The organism is Muricauda sp. SCSIO 64092, from assembly GCF_023016285.1.
In the GTDB taxonomy this organism is placed as follows: Bacteria; Bacteroidota; Bacteroidia; order Flavobacteriales; family Flavobacteriaceae; genus Croceivirga.
Genome location: NZ_CP095413.1, coordinates 5,252,068 through 5,271,332, shown reverse-complemented (window position 1 = coordinate 5,271,332; position 19,265 = coordinate 5,252,068). Strand labels below are relative to the sequence as shown.

General features: G+C 40.2%; 14 protein-coding genes and 1 pseudogene. 7 read left to right on the top strand and 8 right to left on the bottom strand.

All coding sequences use genetic code 11. From position 1 onward, the window contains the following. Nucleotides 1-504: 504 nt before the first annotated feature. Complete coding sequence (locus tag L0P88_RS22030) at nucleotides 505-6,777, top strand: type I polyketide synthase (RefSeq protein WP_247132034.1); 6,273 nt, start codon at nucleotides 505-507, stop codon at nucleotides 6,775-6,777. Nucleotides 6,778-7,101: 324 nt separating this feature from the next. Beyond that, the gene (locus L0P88_RS22025) at nucleotides 7,102-8,436 is read left to right on the top strand and encodes a cytochrome P450 (protein ID WP_247132033.1); all 1,335 of its coding nucleotides are present in this window, start codon (nucleotides 7,102-7,104) and stop codon (nucleotides 8,434-8,436) included. Nucleotides 8,437-8,782: 346 nt separating this feature from the next. Here L0P88_RS22025 and L0P88_RS24025 read toward each other — a convergent pair whose 3' ends face one another. The 5 genes and pseudogenes from L0P88_RS24025 to L0P88_RS22005 form a co-directional block, all read right to left on the bottom strand. Further along, the gene (locus L0P88_RS24025) at nucleotides 8,783-9,772 is read right to left on the bottom strand and encodes a Tn3 family transposase (protein ID WP_281499751.1); all 990 of its coding nucleotides are present in this window, start codon (nucleotides 9,770-9,772) and stop codon (nucleotides 8,783-8,785) included. Nucleotides 9,773-9,831: 59 nt separating this feature from the next. Next, nucleotides 9,832-11,871 (bottom strand): annotated as a pseudogene (locus L0P88_RS22020) (DUF4158 domain-containing protein); the annotation flags it as partial. Between the two features lie 38 nt (nucleotides 11,872-11,909). Next, the gene (locus L0P88_RS22015; protein ID WP_247132032.1) at nucleotides 11,910-12,062 is read right to left on the bottom strand and encodes an addiction module protein; all 153 of its coding nucleotides are present in this window, start codon (nucleotides 12,060-12,062) and stop codon (nucleotides 11,910-11,912) included. Nucleotides 12,063-12,189: 127 nt separating this feature from the next. Continuing rightward, complete coding sequence (locus L0P88_RS22010; RefSeq protein WP_247132031.1) at nucleotides 12,190-12,927, bottom strand: hypothetical protein; 738 nt, start codon at nucleotides 12,925-12,927, stop codon at nucleotides 12,190-12,192. A gap of 165 nt (nucleotides 12,928-13,092) precedes the next feature. After that, nucleotides 13,093-13,995, bottom strand: a complete 903-nt coding sequence (locus L0P88_RS22005; RefSeq protein ID WP_247132030.1) for a hypothetical protein — start codon at nucleotides 13,993-13,995, stop codon at nucleotides 13,093-13,095. Nucleotides 13,996-14,245: 250 nt separating this feature from the next. Between L0P88_RS22005 and L0P88_RS22000 the strand changes: the two genes are divergently transcribed. Both L0P88_RS22000 and L0P88_RS21995 read left to right on the top strand, forming a co-directional pair. Continuing rightward, the gene (locus L0P88_RS22000; RefSeq protein ID WP_247132029.1) at nucleotides 14,246-15,256 is read left to right on the top strand and encodes a transposase; all 1,011 of its coding nucleotides are present in this window, start codon (nucleotides 14,246-14,248) and stop codon (nucleotides 15,254-15,256) included. Nucleotides 15,257-15,554: 298 nt separating this feature from the next. After that, nucleotides 15,555-15,836, top strand: a complete 282-nt coding sequence (locus tag L0P88_RS21995) for a transposase (RefSeq protein ID WP_247132028.1) — start codon at nucleotides 15,555-15,557, stop codon at nucleotides 15,834-15,836. A gap of 90 nt (nucleotides 15,837-15,926) precedes the next feature. Here L0P88_RS21995 and L0P88_RS21990 read toward each other — a convergent pair whose 3' ends face one another. From L0P88_RS21990 to L0P88_RS21980, 3 genes are all read right to left on the bottom strand, one after another. Further along, nucleotides 15,927-16,451, bottom strand: a complete 525-nt coding sequence (locus L0P88_RS21990; protein ID WP_247132027.1) for a hypothetical protein — start codon at nucleotides 16,449-16,451, stop codon at nucleotides 15,927-15,929. A gap of 153 nt (nucleotides 16,452-16,604) precedes the next feature. Further along, the gene (locus L0P88_RS21985) at nucleotides 16,605-16,904 is read right to left on the bottom strand and encodes a type II toxin-antitoxin system RelE/ParE family toxin (RefSeq protein ID WP_247132026.1); all 300 of its coding nucleotides are present in this window, start codon (nucleotides 16,902-16,904) and stop codon (nucleotides 16,605-16,607) included. Further along, the gene (locus L0P88_RS21980) at nucleotides 16,901-17,152 is read right to left on the bottom strand and encodes a type II toxin-antitoxin system ParD family antitoxin (RefSeq protein WP_247132025.1); all 252 of its coding nucleotides are present in this window, start codon (nucleotides 17,150-17,152) and stop codon (nucleotides 16,901-16,903) included. Before L0P88_RS21980 ends, L0P88_RS21985 begins: the two co-directional genes overlap by 4 nt. 581 nt (nucleotides 17,153-17,733) lie before the next feature. On the opposite strand from L0P88_RS21980, the gene L0P88_RS24205 reads away from it, so the two are divergent. The 3 genes from L0P88_RS24205 to L0P88_RS21970 all read left to right on the top strand — a co-directional run bounded on the left by L0P88_RS24205 (nucleotide 17,734) and on the right by L0P88_RS21970 (nucleotide 19,259). After that, nucleotides 17,734-17,934: a phage integrase N-terminal SAM-like domain-containing protein gene (locus L0P88_RS24205; protein ID WP_409557698.1), complete on the top strand. Its 201-nt coding sequence runs from the start codon at nucleotides 17,734-17,736 to the stop codon at nucleotides 17,932-17,934. 2 nt (nucleotides 17,935-17,936) lie between these two features. After that, nucleotides 17,937-18,551, top strand: coding sequence for a tyrosine-type recombinase/integrase (locus tag L0P88_RS21975; RefSeq protein ID WP_247132024.1), 615 nt, complete (start codon nucleotides 17,937-17,939; stop codon nucleotides 18,549-18,551). A gap of 120 nt (nucleotides 18,552-18,671) precedes the next feature. Next, the gene (locus L0P88_RS21970; RefSeq protein WP_247132023.1) at nucleotides 18,672-19,259 is read left to right on the top strand and encodes a recombinase family protein; all 588 of its coding nucleotides are present in this window, start codon (nucleotides 18,672-18,674) and stop codon (nucleotides 19,257-19,259) included. Nucleotides 19,260-19,265 lie beyond the last annotated feature (6 nt).

Genomic DNA, 19,265 nt, shown 5'->3' with positions numbered 1-19,265 from the left:
TCATGATGATTCCAATTCTATCAAGGTATTTGTAGGTATTTACTTATACTTTTGTAATACTAGAAATCATTTTTTTAGTTAATTTTTTTACAAAAAATCAACTTATATCCATATAATTTGTAAGTTTAAATGTTCTTCAAAATAAGAAATTCTAAAAACTGAAACTTCTAGAATTTTACTTATTAAAAAGGAACTTTGAACCATTCGCAACCTACAGATATTTGCGTTCTAACGATTAGGACGCTCTTGAATTTAATTAAAGTTCCAAACCCAACTGCCAAAGTAAGGAAAAGGTATTCCGGTACATCCTGAATATCCTAGTTTATTGTCCATTTTCGACACATTAAATTAATACAATGCCAACAATATTGCTTTTAAAGTTGGTCAAGAGAAAATGGATGAACTTTCAACCCCTTATGTAGTACAAGTTTACTAAGGAGGAAAGCCTTTTTTTATGTGTTAAATCAGTTTAAGAGAAAAATTAAGAACCCAAATCGAATCACAATGAAAAAAAAACAATTGGCCATTATTGGAGTTGGATGTAGATTTCCAGGTAATTCCAATACCCCAGAACAATTCTGGGATTTATTGAAATCAGGAACGGATGCCATTATTGATGTTCCCAAAAGCAGATGGGACAACAGGCGTTTTTTTAGTCAGAATAAGAACAGGAAAGGTAAAACGGTTTCATCCCAGTTTGGTTTTTTAACCTCGGATGTAACAGAATTTGATCCGTTATTTTTTGGAATCAGTCCATTTGAGGCTGAAACCTTAGACCCCCAACAAAGATTATTGCTTCAAACTACCTGGGAGGCTTTTGAAGATGCAGGAATTCCCGAATCGAAATTTAGGGGAAGTGATACGGGAGTTTTTATAGGAGGTTTTACACTGGACAATAAGTTGATACAGTTAGGATCTAAAAACCGAAATCAAATTAAATCCCCAACGGCAACCAGTTGTACAATGGCCATGTTATCTAACCGTATTTCATATTCATTGGATCTTAGAGGTCCAAGTCTTTCTATAGATACGGCCTGTTCTTCTTCTTTGGTTGGTATCCATTATGCCTGTCAGAGTATCTGGGCAGGTGAGTCCAAAATGGCGATAGCCGGAGGCGTAAACCTGATGCTAAAACCGGAATATCCTATTGTTATGAGTAAAGGACAATTTTTATCCAGTCATTCCAGATGCAAAACATTCGATGCGGACGCTCAGGGATACGTTAGAGGCGAAGGTGTTGGAGTTATACTGATCAAACCACTGGAAGAAGCCTTATTGGATAATGATATTGTTTATGCGGTCATTCATCAAACAGGGAGTAATCAGGACGGTAAAACAGAAGGAATTACGGTACCGAATGAAGATTCCCAAAAGCAGTTATTGCGAAAAGTTATCGATCAGTCTGAAATAGACCCCAATGATATTTGCTATGTAGAAGCTCATGGAACCGGCACTCCTACCGGAGATCCGATAGAATTTTCTGCTTTAGATACCGTGATTAAAGAGAAGGTTACAAAAGAAGAGCATGTGGCCATCGGTTCAGTCAAAACAAACATAGGCCACCTCGAAGCCGCTTCTGGTGTGGCTGGTTTAATGAAGGCCGCTCTGGTTTTAAAACATAACCAAACGGTGCCCCACCTTCATTTTACAAACCCAAATCCACAAATTGACTTTGAAAATGCCAGACTAAAGGTGTCTACCGATGTAAGAAGGTTATCCGACCAACAGGAAAGATATGGTTTGGTCAATTCATTCGGATATGGAGGAACCAATGCCAACGTATTGTTATCTAATACCACCATTGAGCAAAAGGCACTGCCATCAGGTGTGAAAACCTCTCGTGTTTATATGCTTCCATTAACGGCTAAAAGTGATTTTTCGTTGCGGGCATATGCCGGAAAAATAGCATCACATTTAACAGAGGATAATTATGCAGATACCCTATATTCTTTACTTAACAGAAGATCCAAACTAAATACAAGGGCTGTATTTGTGGCCAATTCGATGGATGAACTCATGTGGCAGTTGGACAAATTTGCCGAAGGAAATAGTGTGAAAGGTGTACAAACCTATACGGCTACAACCGAATTATCTCCTAAACTTTTTATCTTCACTGGTATGGGGCCTCAATGGTTTGCCATGGGACGTGACTTATACCATTCCAGTGAATTGTTTAAGCAAAAATGGGAAGAATACGATGTGGTGTTTCAGGCTATTACGGGTTGGAGCATGCTTGAAGAGCTACTAAAGGAGAAAGAAGATTCCAGAATTAAGGAAACGCAGTTTGCACAGCCTGCCAATTTCTTTTTACAGGCTGCATTAACCGAACTTTGGGCTTCCTACGGTATTGCACCCGATGCTGTGCTTGGGCATTCAGTAGGTGAAGTAACGGCAGCATACGTTTCTGGGGCACTAAGCTTAAAAGATGGTTTAACAGTAAGTTATCATAGAAGCAGGATTCAGCAAAAAGCCGCAGGAAAGGGAACCATGCTGGCAGTGGGGCTTCATGAAAACGAAATAAATCAGTACATAGAAGGTTACGGCGATGTTTCTGTTGCAGCCATTAACAGCCCCAGCACGGTTACATTGGCAGGTGAAACCAAGAGTCTTCAACAAATAAGTAACCAGCTAGCGGAGTTGAATGTTTTCAATAAAATGTTGGAGGTAGATGTTGCCTATCATTCTTACCAAATGGACAGCCTAAAACGAGAACTATTGGATTCTCTGGATGTTATTTCACCCCAACCACCAGAAATTCCGATTTATTCTTCGGTAACGGCCGGCAAAATGGAAGGGGCGTCATTTAACAATACGTATTGGTGGGACAACGTACGGCAGCCCGTGAGATTTTCAGATGCTATCGTTCAGACACTTTCGGATGGATACCACACCATGTTAGAGGTTGGGCCCCATCCGGTTTTAAGGCATTCTATCAATGAATGTGTAGACCGTCTGGGCAAAAAGGCCAACCTTCTTTTTTCATTGAGACGAAAAGAAGATGGGGAGCAACATATTTTAGATAATCTTGCCCATTTTTATGCGATTGGATACGCTATAGACTGGTCAAAATTCTATACTGGTGGAAACCACATAAAATTGCCACTATATGAATGGGAAAACCAAAGCTATTTCTCTGAAAGCAACTCTTCACGCGAAGACAGATTAGGATTGGAAGGTCACCCATTTTTAAATCAAACCTATCCTTATCACCTTCCTTCGTTTGAGATGGAAGTCAATGGGCAATTTTTACCCTATTTACGGGACCATGTTGTTTCCGGAGCGGTGGTGTTTCCCGGTGCAGCCTATGTGGAGGCCATACTGGCCATGAACCAAAGAATGAATGGAACAGAGCCATGTACGCTAAAAGATGTTCTATTTAGCAATGTGTTGATATTTAATGAGGATGAAGTCCAGTTTTTAAATACGACTTTTAATCCTTCAAACTCTACATGCGACATATTTTCCCATAGCTATGAAAGTGATTCATGGACTCAGCATGCATCGGCAAAAGTGATCGATTGTATTAATGGCAAACATGATAAAATAGCTTTTTCAGCAATGCTCAAAGCTTTTGAAAAAGAGAGAACCATTGAAGGAATCTATGATGCGTTGGATGCCATTGGTTTGAAATACGGCCCGGTATTTAGAGGTATTCAAGAGATCAAATGTAAAGGTGATAAAGAACTATTGGTAAAGGTAAGACCACATAAATCCATAGTTGAAGATCATGAATATTTGCTGCATCCCAGTATTTTGGACGCTTGTTTTCAAAGTGTTATCGCAGCGCTTAGCGGACGGGAGGTCGCTCCGGGCGCATTTGTGCCGACAAAAATCAATTTTGTGCATTTTTACACCAGGCCGAAATTGAATGAATATATATATTGCCATGCTGAGATTATGGAGATAGGCCATGAATACCTGGTTGCCAATATGACTTTGATAGGTAAAGATGGTACCGTTATAGCTCAATTGGAAGGTCTTAATTGCCAGTCGATTGAAGGTAATTCGCAAAATGAGGAGCGAGATATCAACGAATTGTTTTATGAGTTTGACTGGAAGAATATTCCCTTATTGGAAGGCGAACCTGATTTTGGGAATGAAACGATTTTATTCTTTGGGCCTTCATCCAAAAAGGCAAAGCCATTTATAGACAGTCTTAAGTTTTACGGCGCCAAGGTCATTCAAATGGATCAATTTGATAAGAATCTTCTGGAACAAGAAAAGGATACAATAGCCAGATTGATCTATGCACCTTTTCTAGATGAAAAGAAAGAGCTAAGTTACAAGGCTGTTCAGGAAATTACCTTTCCGTTACTTTCTTTTTTTCAGTCTTTAAAAGGAACAGGATCGGTTCAGTTGGTAATTTTAACCCTGAATGGCCATCAGGTGCTGGATACCGATGATATGAATATCAATGCTGGAGCGCTGCTCGGTTTAAACCACGTGATTGGAAACGAACATCCAAATATCTCGCCGTTATCATTGGATACCGACGACTACAATTTAGAAAACCCTAAATCAATATTGCTACAATTATTGGGAGTGGAGGAAGATATTGCATTGAGGGGAAATAGCCGGTTTGTCCGGGCATTGAGCAAGCCTTTGGAACCTAAGGTCCTTAATTTTAGTCGAAAAGCAGCCAATGATGAGCCTTTTCAGATTATAAATGAAAAAGGAAAGGGCATTGAAGGTTTTTCTTTGGTAGAGAGCAATATTGCCGAACCGTCCAAGGACGAAATTACATTAAAGGTAAAATCTGCTTCTTTGAATTTCAAGGATGTCTTGAAAATAAATGGACAGATTTCCCATGATGCGTTGAAAAACAGCTATTTTCAGAATAGCATAGGTATGGAAGTGGTGGGTACCGTTATCAACAAAGGGAAAAATGTACCGGACATTGCTATTGGAGATGATATTTTAATGCTGGCAAAGGACGGTGGTTTTGCCAGGTATATCACTACAAAGCCCGATTTCTACGTTAAAAAGGCGACCACATTGTCCTATGACGAAATGAATATTGCCATACCTTTTATTACCGCATGGCATGCATTGGTCGATAAGGCCGATCTTTCTGAAGGTGAAACGGTCTTGATCCATAACGGGACGGGAGGAGTAGGTTTGGCGGCCATTCAAATAGCAAAAAAATTAAACGCCAAAATTATTACAACGACCAGTACCGAAGAGAAGAGGGCCCACCTGAGAGCCGAGGGCGTGGAGCACATTCTTTATTCCCGAAGCCTGGATTATGTAAAAGATGTTATGGATATCACCGATGGTAAGGGTGTGGATGTGGTTTTGAACGCTATTTCCGGAGAGTCCCTGGTGCAATCGTTCGAGTTATTGGCCGATTACGGCCGGTTTATTGAGATAGGAAAAAAGGATATCCTGCTTAACAAGGGTCTGCCCATGCAGACCTTCAATAGAAATGTAAGCTTTTTTCACATTGACATTGATCAGATGTTTATGCAACGACCAAAAAAAACACAAGGGTTGTTGCAAATTCTCTATACCAAGTTCCAGGATGAGGGCTATAAGCCAATACCCGTAACCTCATTTCCGGCGAAGGATATCGGGGAGGCGTTCAGGTTTATGAATAAAAGTAAGCATATTGGCAAGGTGACACTGAATTTTGAAGAAGGTGGGGTGGAATTGACCACTGCTAAATCCGGGATTGATCCGGACGGAGCATTTCTGATCACCGGAGGTACTGCCGGTTTCGGTTTTGAAATTGCCAAATGGCTCATTGGAAAAGAGGTGAAGAAAGTTGTCCTGTGTTCCCGGAGTGGTGTAAAGGATATGGAAAGGCAAGCATTTATCGATCGGGTGAATAAGGCTGGTGTCACGAAGGTGGATGTCCATGGACTGGATATCACCGATACGGATGAAGTTAAAGACTTGATTGATTCCCTATCGCAAGACACCATTGCTTTTAAAGGGATTTTTCACGGTGCCATGGTATTGGATGATGCCTTTATGAAGGATTTGGACGAAGAACGTTTCTTGCGTGTTATGAATCCCAAAGTACTGGGAGCCATTAACCTTCATAATGCACTCGGTTCTTACGCCCTGGACTTTTTTCTTTGTTTTTCGTCCATTTCATCCTTGATTGGCAACGTGGGACAAGGGAATTATGTGGCAGCGAATGCATTTTTGGATAATTTCTCACACTGGAGAAATGCACAAAGCCTGGCGTGTACCAGTTTAAATTTAGGTGTACTGGCCGAGGTTGGTGTGGTTTCCCGAAATGAACATATAGGCTTGGTGATGGATGCCGCAGGGGTTAAAGGGTTCAATACCCAGACCGCATTGCGCATGCTTGATTATGTTTTAAGTGAAAGGCCTGCTCAGATTTCCTTTTTCGATGTGGATTGGGAGGTATGGAGTGCCATAAACCCGAGGGTGGCCAGTACATCCAGATTTAAAAGCATTGTTGATCAGTTTTCCGGCACCAATGCACTTTCTAAGGAGTTAAAATCTCTGGTAGAGGAACTTGAAGTCTGTGATGAAAAAGATAGAACAAGTGTTATTCTTGAAAAAACAACCGTGGCATTTGCCAAAGTGATGAAAATGAACCCCGATTCCATCAACCCCGAGGAGGGTATTAATACGCTGGGAGTGGATTCATTGATTTCCGTTGAGATAGTCGTGGTGATTAAAGAGATGCTTGGGGTAGAACTTTCTATTATGGATTTATTGAATGGCTCCAGCCTTAATCGGTTAAGTGAAATTATCTTAACGAAAATTGAGGGGCATTTAATCGGTAATGTAGAAAACTAGTTATACAAAGCTAAGAGGATGAGCTGTTAGTTGAGTGCATGGCAATTTTCCTTTTGAAACTCTTCAACCAATAACCTAAAATGCTATTAAAGATATTTCAGGATCATAACAACCAGGTTCAAAAACTCATAGGAAAAGACTTTGCTCGTGGAACTGCAATTCGATATATAACTGCCAGGAAACATGTTGAAGAATATATTCAGAATGAATACCAATTATCCGATATATTCAATCATCCAATTATAATCCCTAATTAGATGTAGCTAATCTAGAAATACTTACTATAGGAGATAACATGTGAAAAATTTAATAATTTATAATGATATGACACCCAAAAAGATTCCCAAAGTCAAGCCCGATAGCTGGTTATTTGGTAACATGAAATCTTTCTCCAAAGATCCAGATAGGTTTTTGAAAAAATGTGCAGAAACCTATGGTGATATTTTTCAATTCAGAATAGCGCATAAAAGATTTATAGCAATCAATCATCCAGACTATATACAACATATATTACAAACAAATCATCGTAATTATAAACAGTTTTCTCTTGTCAAACTGATTATAAAAGTAATAGGTGATGGTCTTTTTGCTTTAGAAGGCGAACAATGGAAGAAAGAGCGCCGTTTGATGCAACCCTATTTTCATAAAGAAATGGTTCGCTCCTATTTTACAATAATTGATAATCATGCAAAAAAGATGTTCAAGGATTGGCCATCAAAGCCCGAGCTATGGCTTCGTTCCGAGATGGGCGATCTTGTGCTGGATATCACCTCGAAATGTTTACTGGGAGAGAATGTAGAAGGTGGTGGTGCTATCTTTAAAGAAAATCTTTTTTATGGCATGGTTACAATAATGGGGCGTGTCAAATCCCCTATACAGCCACCTTTATGGTTTCCAACGGCAAAAAATCAAAAATTCAATAAATCAGTTACGAAACTCAAAAAATTTCTAATTGAGGTCATAAGAAGCAAAGAAAAGGAAGAAAACCTTACGGGAAATGATTTGATGACCATGTTTATCCTCCTCGAAAGAAGTGGAGAGATCCCCAAAAAACAGATATATAATGAGTTCGTAACTGTTATGTCAGCGGGATATGAAACTACTGCAACAGCCCTGTTTTCATTGATAGTAAATGTATATAAAGATGACGCTATTAGAAAAAAAGTGGTCGAAGAATATAATCGTGTCACCAAAGGCGGTCCTATTAAAGTTGAACACGTCGATCAGCTTCAATATGTTAATAACGTAATCAATGAAAGCTTACGGTTATGGTCTCCTGCCTTTATGCAAGGTAGGGAAGCGATTAAAAATGAGGAAATGAATGGTTATCCTATTAAGAAAGGAGATACAATTCTAATAGTTTCACAATTGATCCATCGCCACAAAAAATTTTGGAAAAATCCGAATGTTTTTGACCCAGATCGTTTTGATCAAGAACTTCCTCATAAATATGCTTATTTACCATTTGGAAGAGGTCCCAGAATGTGTATTGGAATGAATCTTGCACTTATGGAGATGCAAGTTATTTTGTATCATATGCTAAAATCGAATTTTGAAATAGAAGTTCCTTCTAATACAGAAATCGAATACGAAGTAACCCTTGCCTATAGGCCAAAAACTGATATCCGTGTTATAAAACCCATAACAAAGCAACATTAGTACTCAATGGAGAATACTTTTTAACTCTCCTCCTATTCCGAAGAAAATTAACCTACTTTAAAAAGATGCCTATTTAACCTAATGATTACAATTTTTAATAGAGCTTTGATTCTCTGATATTGGGTTAGTGACCACATAGCTGCATATTTGGCCAACTTGTTTCGCAGGCCCTATAAACAAAGAGATTCTGAAAACAACGAAAAATGTTAAAAAGAGAAATCTGTGGATTTTTAAATGCCTATTTACAGGGCCTCCCAAGGACTTTGTCGTTTTTCACACCTGGCTCCATCCCAAAAATAGGACAAAATGTCCAATAAAAATATGTTAAAATATGAATATCAATATGTTACGCTGCTATTTTTAAATTCAATATTTTTTCAATGTCGAACGGCAGTTTTCTTTTGCTGATTTCAAAATTGTACTCCCCGAGCATATTTATATGCTGCCATGTCATTATGGAGCTTCCCCTCAATAAATCCAGAATTATTTCATGTTCTTCACTATCCTTGACGTTTGACAGCTTTTGTGATATCGACATGTAGTTCCAAAGTACTATGGAATTCTGTATCAAATGACGGCAGGATAAAGCAATCTCTTGTTCTTCCCTCGTACTTACCTTGAATTCCTGATTTTGGGCAAAGAATACCGCCTTTGCAAAATCGTGAGAGAGTTCAACTCTATTGAGTTGTTTCACAATTGACTGTCTCAATGGGGTTTCGGTCAGGTATCTCAACAGAAATATGGTCTTATAAATTCTGCCAAGTTCCTTCAATGCCCTGTACAATGGGTGCTGTTTTGAATAAGAACCCAGCCTGGAGAGTATTTCCGAAGCCTTTGTGTACTTTAACTTTATGGTGTACAAAACCCTTAAAACGTTTTCCCATTGAACCATCAATAAATTTTCTTGGATAACGCAAGACTTGGAGGGCAGTATCAAAAAATCCTTTTTTTCATAGTGTTTTCTACCATGCTTCTTGAAAGTGTACAACAATTGGTCTTTGTAGTTTTTTATTCTTGGGGCAAAAAAGATACCCAACGAATTGCACAGTCCAAACACTATCTCGCTATAACCGTATGTATCGGTAGAGTGGATATCCGTCTCGATATCATCATTGTGCATAGGACCATCGAGGACATACCCCGCCTCCCTTTCGGAAGTACTGATAACGGTATTGTAGAACAATCGGCTTTTATCGTCTATAAAGCTATAAGCTGACACCCCCTTTCCAAGACCAAAATACTTGTAGGAATGGCGGGCGAGCAGGGACGGGATGGAAACCCCGAACTTCTGTCCGTCGCTCGAAGAGTGGTGTCTGTCCGGTGCTTCAGAAAAAATCCTTGGTAGCGATAATTTCTCGGTAAGTGCCAGTACCCTCGTACCCTCCTGTTGGCCTCGTCAAGGTTCTGTTTGCTAAAATACCAACGAACCGCGTAATCAAGCCTATCAGCGCCCACTCCCTTCGATATCCTACCCATGTTCCTAACACCGATGTTGCACCCCAATCCCATAATTCCGGTATATATGATGTTTTCGGAAAGCCTTTTTGATGTCGCCTTTCTGCTAAAGTGGGAAAATGCCTGTCCGATATCCGATAATCGGCCGACATCTGAGAGAATGTTTATGAGGGGAATGTAAGTGTCCTTTCCCAAAATTTCCAGGCACCCTTCGGATTCTAACTTTTTCGAACTTGGCGTAGTGACCCGTGGCTTTCCATCCTTGCCGATCCTCAAGCTCTCGTTATCGCCCGCATTCTGGTTTATATGGATATACCTTTCGTTGAGTTCTTTCTTCAAGGATTCCAAAAATGGGAAAGGTTTTCCCAAATCGGTTAGATTGGCCCTGGCCAAAAGCACCTCTCTTTTTTCGTTCCAAGTTTCGGTATCTATCAGGTAATCATCTATGGATCTGTACCTTTCCGAATGCTTCAGATTGAGCGAGTCAGCTTTGATATGTCTACAGGCCTCTTTGAAAAGGATTACCCTATATAGGTTTGCCCTGTCAGTGCCGGTGGCGGCCATCACCCATTTTACTTCCTTTTTACTTATAAAATCAAGCGGTGATTTCGTTGTTACCCTCCCGTTCTTTTTCTGGTATTCCAAAATTGCATCCATGATCGGCCCATCGGATGCCTCTTTGTTGAAATCCAATGCAAGTAGGATTCCGCCCACCCTGTTCCGTATTCGCTGTTGGCCCTCTAACAGTTGCCCAAAGTACATCCTGTCCCTCAGACCTTTCATGTTCAATGAGTCCAATCTCCGTATCTCCTCAAGGAGTTTATCGTGCATCGATTCGGTATTGGGGGGAATAAGCTGCTTGAGCAGTTCCACTTTTTTCGCTTCATCGTATCCATGTGAATAGAGGATTGTCTTTGCCTGCTTTATCTGTTGCTTTGAATCGGCAATGATGTTTTTTAATCCCGAAAAATTTGGTTTCCTACCCTTTACTTTTTTGCTCTCTGGGTCAAGAAAGTCCTTTGCAATCTTGTTTTCGCACTCATTGAGATATTTTTGAACGCACTGTAGCATGGTATCCACAAAAATGTCCTGTCTAAGACGGAATTGATATATGATAAAAGCTATCAAGTACAACCGCTTCATTGATGTACTGGCCATACTCTCGAATTGGATATGTTCGGCCTTGATGACCCATACAGCATAATAATTGAGCAGTTCGTTGGACATGCCCAAGCTTTCGACAGTGCCTATAAAATCGGAATGCAGTTCATTGATAACAGAAAAATCGTCAAGACTTTCCTTTATTTTCTGAACCTTCAGCTCCTGATTGGGTTTTTTGAGCTTGGTTACCAGATATGGATTTTTAGGGCCCGGCTGGTCAAGGTTCGTCACCAATGTCATCAAACCGTCAAGTGTTTCTTTCTGTTCCCTATCGAGCAACCCATCAAGTTGGGCGGCCATTTCATTTTCGAAAAGGTTAAGTGCATTTCGAATGGTTTCGGCAAAAAGATAATATCTGGGCCTCTCGATCCTGCGCTCGTCCAAAAAATCGATAAGGGAATGGAAAATGTCCTTTGGGCGAAGAGATGTCCTCACAAGGGCCATCGCCTCTTTTTCGAACTCCAAAACGCTGTCATTAAAAGGTAGGTGTCGCAGGACGCTGAGTATCTTGGGCCTGTGTACCACATAGGTGCTTTTTGGATAGTCGGTCAAATCGGGCTTCTTCCTTAACCTGAGAAGTTTGGCAACATACTTGATATCTTCATTTCGAAACTGATCAGGGGTATAGAATTTTTTTCCATACTTGAAATAACCTAGTTGGAGTATAAAGCCAAGCTTTGCTATTTTTTTTCTGAAGTGTATTTTATTTTCAGAAATCTCCCTTGTTGTAAAAAGAAGTTTTTGTTCGCTTGGCGCAAGGTTCGGCGGACTGTCGAATGCATCTATTTCCTCGCCCTTGAACAGTTGGATTCGGGGCATGTTTGGAGTTTTCCTTCAATATAAGGAACTATGTGCCGTTATGAACCATTCTTCCTCTTCTCCGCCAACATCTTTCTGACTTCCGCTAAGGTATAGGACCTGCCTTCACCATTTTTGAGCCGTTCCAAACGCCTGTCCAGTTCAGCTTTCATTTCATCGGTCAGCTCTATGTCTTCTTCGTTTTGATTCAAGTTGTAAATTTTGACTCTCTAATTTAGGAAATAATGCAGTTTCAAAAAAGATTCCTTTTATGACACTTTAACGGTTTGTATAAACCCTGTTTTATTGGAGTTTATACGCTGTTATAAGCCTTTGCGCTTAGTTTTTATTTTTCAATAATTTCTGAACTAAAGCTTTTAATCCCTTAATTTCTGAGTTTTGCTTTTTTAGTTCTTCAATCTCTTTTTGTTGTTGTTCAAACTTCTCTTTTTGAGTTTTTAATTTCTTTTCTTGCTCAATAGTATATAAAGTTAACTCTTCTATTTTCTTTAAAAGATTCATATCCATTTCGGCTTGCATTACTCCGTTTTTGGCAAACTCTTTTGCAGAGGGAATCTCAGGTAAATGACTATGTTCTTTAATGAAGCTTTCTACTTCCTCAATACTTCGCAATTTGTAATTTGATTTAAAAACATAGTCTGGTGCAGGGACATTTAAGTCTATTTTTACTTCTTTTGCATGAATATTACCATTAACAGTTAATTTCATGTCAGGGCTCGTTGTTCCAATTCCAATGTTTCCATTAGAATCAACAACCATTCGATCTCCGTACCCCTCATGTGAAAAATGCCATTTTCCATCACTTCCAGAATATATTCCAAACCCATTATTAGACGCAGTGTTATGTAATTGTAGTCCTGAACCCCATCCTGCTCCTGAAGATTTTAACAGTAAAGCCAAATTATTTGTATCTCCTCTAAAAATCTCAAGTCCAGCGTTAGGAGTTGTAGTTCCAATTCCAACGTCTCCCGTTGTATCAATTTTATTATCTTGAGCATTACCCTCCATAATCATTCCCATCATAGCAATGATCGCAATTTTAATTTTTGTTTTCATAATAATTTAAATTTATAATTGTTTTAATTTGCTTTTTTTATGGCTTATAACGTCCAAATAAAATGAGTGCGCTCACACTATGCTAGAAGCATAAATCTTTCGATTTGGTACTTCAGTTTCTACGAAGAATGTAAGCGGATTCATTTTATTGTTTGTTATGATCTTTTATTCGTTTTTCAGTGTTGAAATTTCTTTTTCGAGTTCAGCGTTCTTCACTTCAAGTTGGTTCATTCGCTTATTCTGTTCAATAAGATAAAGCGTTAGTTCCTCGATCTTCTGAAGCAGTTTAGCGTTCATCTCTCCAAGGTTGATACCGTTCTCTGTTACTTCAGCTTCGCTTGGAATTTCTGGAAGATGGCCTTTCTCAGTAATGTGTTCCTCCACTTCTTCAAGAGTTCGAAGTTCATAATCTTTCTCAAAGACAAAGTCAGACCACCCACTTGCTTCCACTTTGATTTCTCTTGCTCCAATTGAACCTTCAACAGCTAGCTTGTGAGAACCTGTTGTAGCAGTACCAATCCCAACCTGACCTTTGAAAAATCCATTTCCATTCCCTCTTACCCAAAAAATATCTGCTCCTGAAGGTTGTCCAACATAAAAAGGATAGGTTGAAGAGTTATCATCCTTTGACATTACTACTAGACTACTATTTAAATTAGTCGGATTTAAGGAAGGAACACCTCCAATAATGGCATTGCCATTTGGAATATGAAGATCAGCGTTTGGACTAGCTGTTCCTATGCCTAATAGGCCTTTGAAGAATCCATTTCCATTTCCTCGAACCCAAAAAATATCTGCTCCTGAAGGTTGTCCGACATAAAATGGATATGTCGAAATATTATCGTCCTTTGACATTACTACTAGACTACCATTTAAATTAGTCGGATTTAAGGAAGGAACACCTCCAATAATGGCATTGCCATTTGGAATATGAAGATTAGCGTTTGGACTAGCTGTTCCTATACCAACAATATCAGTTGTCGTTAAGTTACTTCCATTATCAGTCCATTGAGCTTTGACTGTTGTTACTGTAACAATCAGTGTGACTATAAAAGTGATTTTTTTCATATCGAGTTGAATTTTGAAGTCCAAAATTGGTCATAACGGTTTGGCTATGCGTAGTGCGGGATTTCAAGGCACAAACCTTTCGAGTTGCACAGACTGCAGCCAAAGCTGTGTCTTTGGGTTTAAATTTACTCATTAAACGTCAAAGCAGAGCTTTGGCGGGCTATGAAACACCTGCCGTGCCTGTACTACAAAACCCCGCATTACGTATAGCTTTTGTGTCTGTTGCACAACTTTCTAAAGATAGCAAATCGTGGTATCTTTAGGAATGCAAGGCAAAAAGGAGTATCAGGAAAAGCTCTTCACGGATTTTCGTTTGAGCGACCGTGTTCCCGAGGGGAACTTCTACAGACGTTTGAAAGGGGCATTGGATTTGGATTTTCTCTATCCTCGGACCAAGAGATTTTATGGCGACAGTGGACAGAAGAGCATCGACCCGGTGGTTTTCTTCAAGCTGTGTTTGGTGGGTTATCTGGAGAATATCCCGAGCGACCGTAGGCTTGTGGCCCATTGTGGTATGCGTTTGGATATTCTGTTGTTTTTGGGCTACGGTATCGACGAGGAACTTCCGTGGCACTCCACGGTGAGCCGTACGCGCCAACTGTTTCCGGAAAGTGTCTTTGAAGAGGTGTTTGCCAAGGTGTTTTCCCTTTGTGTGGAGAGCGGTCTGGTCAGCGGCCATACCCAGGTGATGGACTCGGCCCCGGTAAAGGCCAACGCCTCTATGGACAGCCTGGAACTGAAGGTTCCGGAGGAAGAGTTGGAAACGCACCTGCGCAGGGTACGCCACATAAGTGCGACTGACAGGGAAAAGCCGCTTCGCAAGTCCAAGACGGACAGGTCCAAAGCGGATCAACGAAGAATAACGGCCAATGAGCAAGAGTTAAAAGCGCTAAAGGGCCGCAACAGGAAATGGGCCAAGGAACAGGACCAAAGACCGGGGTCGGGCAACAAGGGCTCAAAGTATACCAGCAACAAGACCCATTACAGCCCCACGGACCCGGATGCCAGGATAAGTGTAAAACCGGGCAAGGCCCGCAAGCTCAACTACACGGCGCAATTGACAGTGGATACGGCGAACCATGTGATCACCGACATCGGGGCATACCATGCCGATGGCAAGGACAACCAGCACCTGCCCGATATGGTGAAACGTGTCGGTCCCAGGCTCTGGAAGGAGGGCCTGGGATGGGAGAACGTGGTGGCGGACACCGGGTACAGCAGCGGGGAGAACTATATGCCTTTTTGGAACAATGTGGTCTGAAAAGTTTTATCCCTTCCCATGGTACATACAAAGGCGGGCCCGAAGGTTTTGTTTATGATAAAGCGAGAGATTGTTTTATCTGCCCTAAGGGAAAGTCCATTTGGTTTAAGAAAGTATTTCTTGATCACCGCACCAAGACCAAAAAGAAGGAATACCGGGCCAGCAAGAAAGTATGCCTGGGCTGCCCCTTGCGCGGCACATGCCTGGGAAAGTCACAGGAGAAACGCATCTGCTTGACCTACTACCGAGAAGATACGAGCGCAACAACAAACGGGTGAACAGTCCACAGGGACGTTATATGAAAGCCAAAAGGCAAAGCACCGTGGAACCTGTTTTGGGTACCCTTACCCAATTCATGGGCATGGGCAAAGTATATACCCTGGGCATCCGGCAGGCCAACAAGTGCATGCAAATGGCCGCCACAGCCTATAACCTCAAGAAACTATTAAAGTACACCCTGAAAAAGGCCAGGAGCGCGGCAAAATCCCTGTCCCGGGACTTTTTCGGCCTAAATGGCATGGTAACGGCCACTTTGAGGCTCTGTGATCATCTGTCCTTGGTGAAACGCAAACTGGTATGAACCAAAAAAGCTCTCGGAAAAAGGTTTATATCAATCCGCATTTTCGGACTTATGGGCTTGTGCAACGGTTACCAGTGTTACAACACGTTTTTATATTCCAGAAAATATTCCCTTCAAATCAATAGTCTTGACAGTCACTCCTTCAATATTTGTGATTTCAGGTCCGAATAATTTTTGCCAAAATGTTCTGCCTGATAAGTCTACATTAACCACAAAATGCTCATCAGTCAGATAGAGTTTAGAGTAAATTACTTTTTGGTTTAAGAGGTATTGTTCCTCTTGTCCGATTAGTCCACATTCCAATTCTTCTTTTATCCCTTTTCGGTTTACTTCATCGAATGTTAATCCAGTTTTTGATTGTCTTTTATGGTCAAAATCTGAGTCGAAAAAATACTCGCCTCGGTGATGTTCTGTGTATCCAGGTACATCTTCATTTGACAGATTTAAATATATTAAAACATCATTAACATATCCAGCTTCAAAACAAGATTTGTTCGTAGTGCTTTCATAGTATTCAACATGTGTCTGATTATTCTTTTCAGTTTTAACTAATCGGAAAGCACCTTTCAGCGTCAAGAGTTTAGCTATATATTCTTTCCGATTTTTCGGTTTCATTTCTCTAATGTGTTGTAACGGTCTAGTGTATGAGTAGTAGTGGATTTCTACTCACGAACCTTTCGGTTTTGCACTAACCTTTGTTTTATGTTTATACTTTCGTTTTATCACTTAAGCCGCTATTACTTATACACCGTGTTAGCTACAGCCATTTTATCCATTCAACCGAGATTCGATATCCATTCTTTGGTGTAAAACTCTAATAATTTCAATTTCTTCTTTCATTCTGTTGATTTTATAAAAAATGAAATGAGATTTTATCCGAGAACGGAAATATCCTTTTCTAACGTCGCTGTAATCTTTTCCAGATTCGGGATTTTCCGCCAAATACTCGATTTCGTCCATTATTAGGTTAAAATACCTGTCCGCTTGTTCAAGTGACCAGTTTTCATATGTATAGAGCCAAATATTTTCGATATCCCGATTTGCTTCTTGACTGACTTTATAGTTCATTGCCCAGTCAGATGTTTTTGATGAAGGTTTTTTAAAAGCTTTTTTCGGTCAAAGTTATCTATGAAACCTGATTTTTCTCCTTTTTTCAATTCTTTTATAAGTTCAGCCTTTTTAGACTCCTCGTGTTCAAACATTCTCAAAGCTGCTCTAACAACCTCACTTGCGGAAGAATATTTTCCCGTTTTGATTTGGCGACTAATAAAATTGTCAAAATAATCGCCTAATAATATAGATGTGTTCTTAGCCATAATTCCAAAATAACAACTCAAATATACCAACTATTGGTATAAAATCAAAATGTAGTTTTCTGGGTTTTTTTTCAGTTGGTTGTAGCTAACGGTCCGGCTATGATTTGTTGCGCAAAAGTGCCCGGTACCGTTCTGTTGAGAACCAAAGATAGCAAAAGCACGAGATTTTTCCGAGGGAAAAATCGGTAGCAATAAATTATAGGTTTTGTTAGCACCAGTTATATTTTAAAATCGGTCGCAACCTTTGCGGATGGGCCGAAAAAAAGTAAAAACCAGATTGCGTTCTGTCTGCGCATAGATTGGTTTTTTCTAAAGCGTTTTACTTTTTTTCCTATGATTCAGGAAAAAACCGTGACAAATGTTCACCGACCCAAGATTCCGAAGGACTTTGACGGATAGTCTGTTTAAAAATCAAAATGAAAAAACCCGGCGGGCATGCACGGGTCAAAAGTCGGAAGTTTGGGGTATTGTTGTTCCAAAATTGGTGCTAACTATTGGATATCCGAACAACACCGGATAACCATATCATTCGGGAATAAAAATAGTACTTTTTCACCATAAATAGATATCTTCACATTATTATGTCATTGCCTGATTTTGTGAAAATACTGGAGGTTAAGCGGTATAGTAAGAATACCATAGAAAGTTATTCCTCAATCGTAAAGCTGGCCATGCAATTTTTCGAAAAGCCACTGAACAAGATTGATGAAACCGAACTTCACAGGTACTTCTACCATATGGTACACACTAAGAAAGTATCCTATTCCTATCAGAACAGATAGCAATGGCCTTGAAGCTGTATTACAGGGAGATTTTCGGTCAAAGCATTAACCTAGAATTTCTGTTCCCAAGTAGAAAGCCGGACAGACTTCCCGTAGTCATCGCAAGAAAGGAAGTTCTTAAAATCATTGAAAAAGCCAACAACATCAAGCATAAGAGCATGATAGCCGTGGTCTACAGTGCAGGCTTAAGGGTAGGCGAGCTGATTGCACTTGAAATCAAGGATATAGATTCATCCCGAATGGTGATACATATTAAATCAGGAAAGGGCAACAAGGACAGGATAGTCCCCTTATCCGGAAAAGCCTTGTCAATGCTTCGTGAGTACTATAAAGAATATGCCCCCAAACGGTACCTATTTGAAGGCCAGAAAGGAGACAGGTATTCTTCGTCAAGTTTCAACAAGCTTCTCCAGGCCGCTTCCAAAAGGGCCAGAATAAATAAAAACATCACTGCGCATACCTTGAGGCACAGCTATGCAACACACCTATTGGAAAATGGTACCGATATTAGAATCATCCAAAAACTTTTAGGGCACAATTCCATCAAGACGACTATGATTTATACCCAAGTTACTGAACCTACTTTGTTGAATGTGACAAGTCCTTTCGACGATTGAACAGCCCCATAAATCGGCAGTTTTACGAAACAATCGCATTGGCCTAAAAAAAATCTTATCCGAGTTCCATTTGTCGTTCTTTTTAGTAGTTTCGTTATATAACCTTTTACGGAACTAAATATGACGGTCGGATATGCAAGGGTATCGACACCCGAACAAAAGTTGGAAGCACAGATCGATTTGTTGAAAAGCAACGGTTGTGAAAAAATCTACTCGGATATTGCCAGCGGTACGAAAGATGATAGGAAGGGCCTGAAAGAGATGCTCAAATACATGAGGAAAGGGGACACCATACTCACTTATAAAAACGATTGTGTCTTTCGTTCCCTGAGAAATATGGTGGAACTCATAGACCGATTCAACGGGGCAGGGGTACATTTCAAAAGTTTGAGCGAACCGGAATTCGATACCACATCCGCAAATGGTAAATTTCTGTTACAGATCTTTGCGGCAGTTGCGGAATTTGAGCGGAACCTTATCAGTGAACGTACCAAAGTGGGACTGGACAATGCCAGAAAACGAAACAAGCTTTTGGGCAGGCCAAAGGGTGCAAAAGTGGAGACAATTGAAAAGTACCACTACGCCAAACATCTTTATGAGAACCAAGGGGTCTCAATCGATAATGCGGGCAAGCGGGCAAAATTGGGAAAGACCTCTTTTTATAGAGTGGAAAAATCACTGATGGCGGATTCAACTGATAAACCCTGAACCGAT

Coding starts and splice junctions, on each gene's coding strand:
- L0P88_RS21985 (WP_247132026.1), bottom strand. CDS start 16,904: ATGAACTATAAAGTCAGTCAAGAAGCAAATCGGGATATCGAAAATATT.
- L0P88_RS22010 (WP_247132031.1), bottom strand. CDS start 12,927: ATGAAAACAAAAATTAAAATTGCGATCATTGCTATGATGGGAATGATT.
- L0P88_RS21970 (WP_247132023.1), top strand. CDS start 18,672: ATGACGGTCGGATATGCAAGGGTATCGACACCCGAACAAAAGTTGGAA.
- L0P88_RS22005 (WP_247132030.1), bottom strand. CDS start 13,995: ATGAAAAAAATCACTTTTATAGTCACACTGATTGTTACAGTAACAACA.
- L0P88_RS21980 (WP_247132025.1), bottom strand. CDS start 17,152: ATGGCTAAGAACACATCTATATTATTAGGCGATTATTTTGACAATTTT.
- L0P88_RS21975 (WP_247132024.1), top strand. CDS start 17,937: ATGGCCTTGAAGCTGTATTACAGGGAGATTTTCGGTCAAAGCATTAAC.
- L0P88_RS22030 (WP_247132034.1), top strand. CDS start 505: ATGAAAAAAAAACAATTGGCCATTATTGGAGTTGGATGTAGATTTCCA.
- L0P88_RS21995 (WP_247132028.1), top strand. CDS start 15,555: ATGAAAGCCAAAAGGCAAAGCACCGTGGAACCTGTTTTGGGTACCCTT.
- L0P88_RS24205 (WP_409557698.1), top strand. CDS start 17,734: ATGTCATTGCCTGATTTTGTGAAAATACTGGAGGTTAAGCGGTATAGT.
- L0P88_RS22025 (WP_247132033.1), top strand. CDS start 7,102: ATGACACCCAAAAAGATTCCCAAAGTCAAGCCCGATAGCTGGTTATTT.
- L0P88_RS21990 (WP_247132027.1), bottom strand. CDS start 16,451: ATGAAACCGAAAAATCGGAAAGAATATATAGCTAAACTCTTGACGCTG.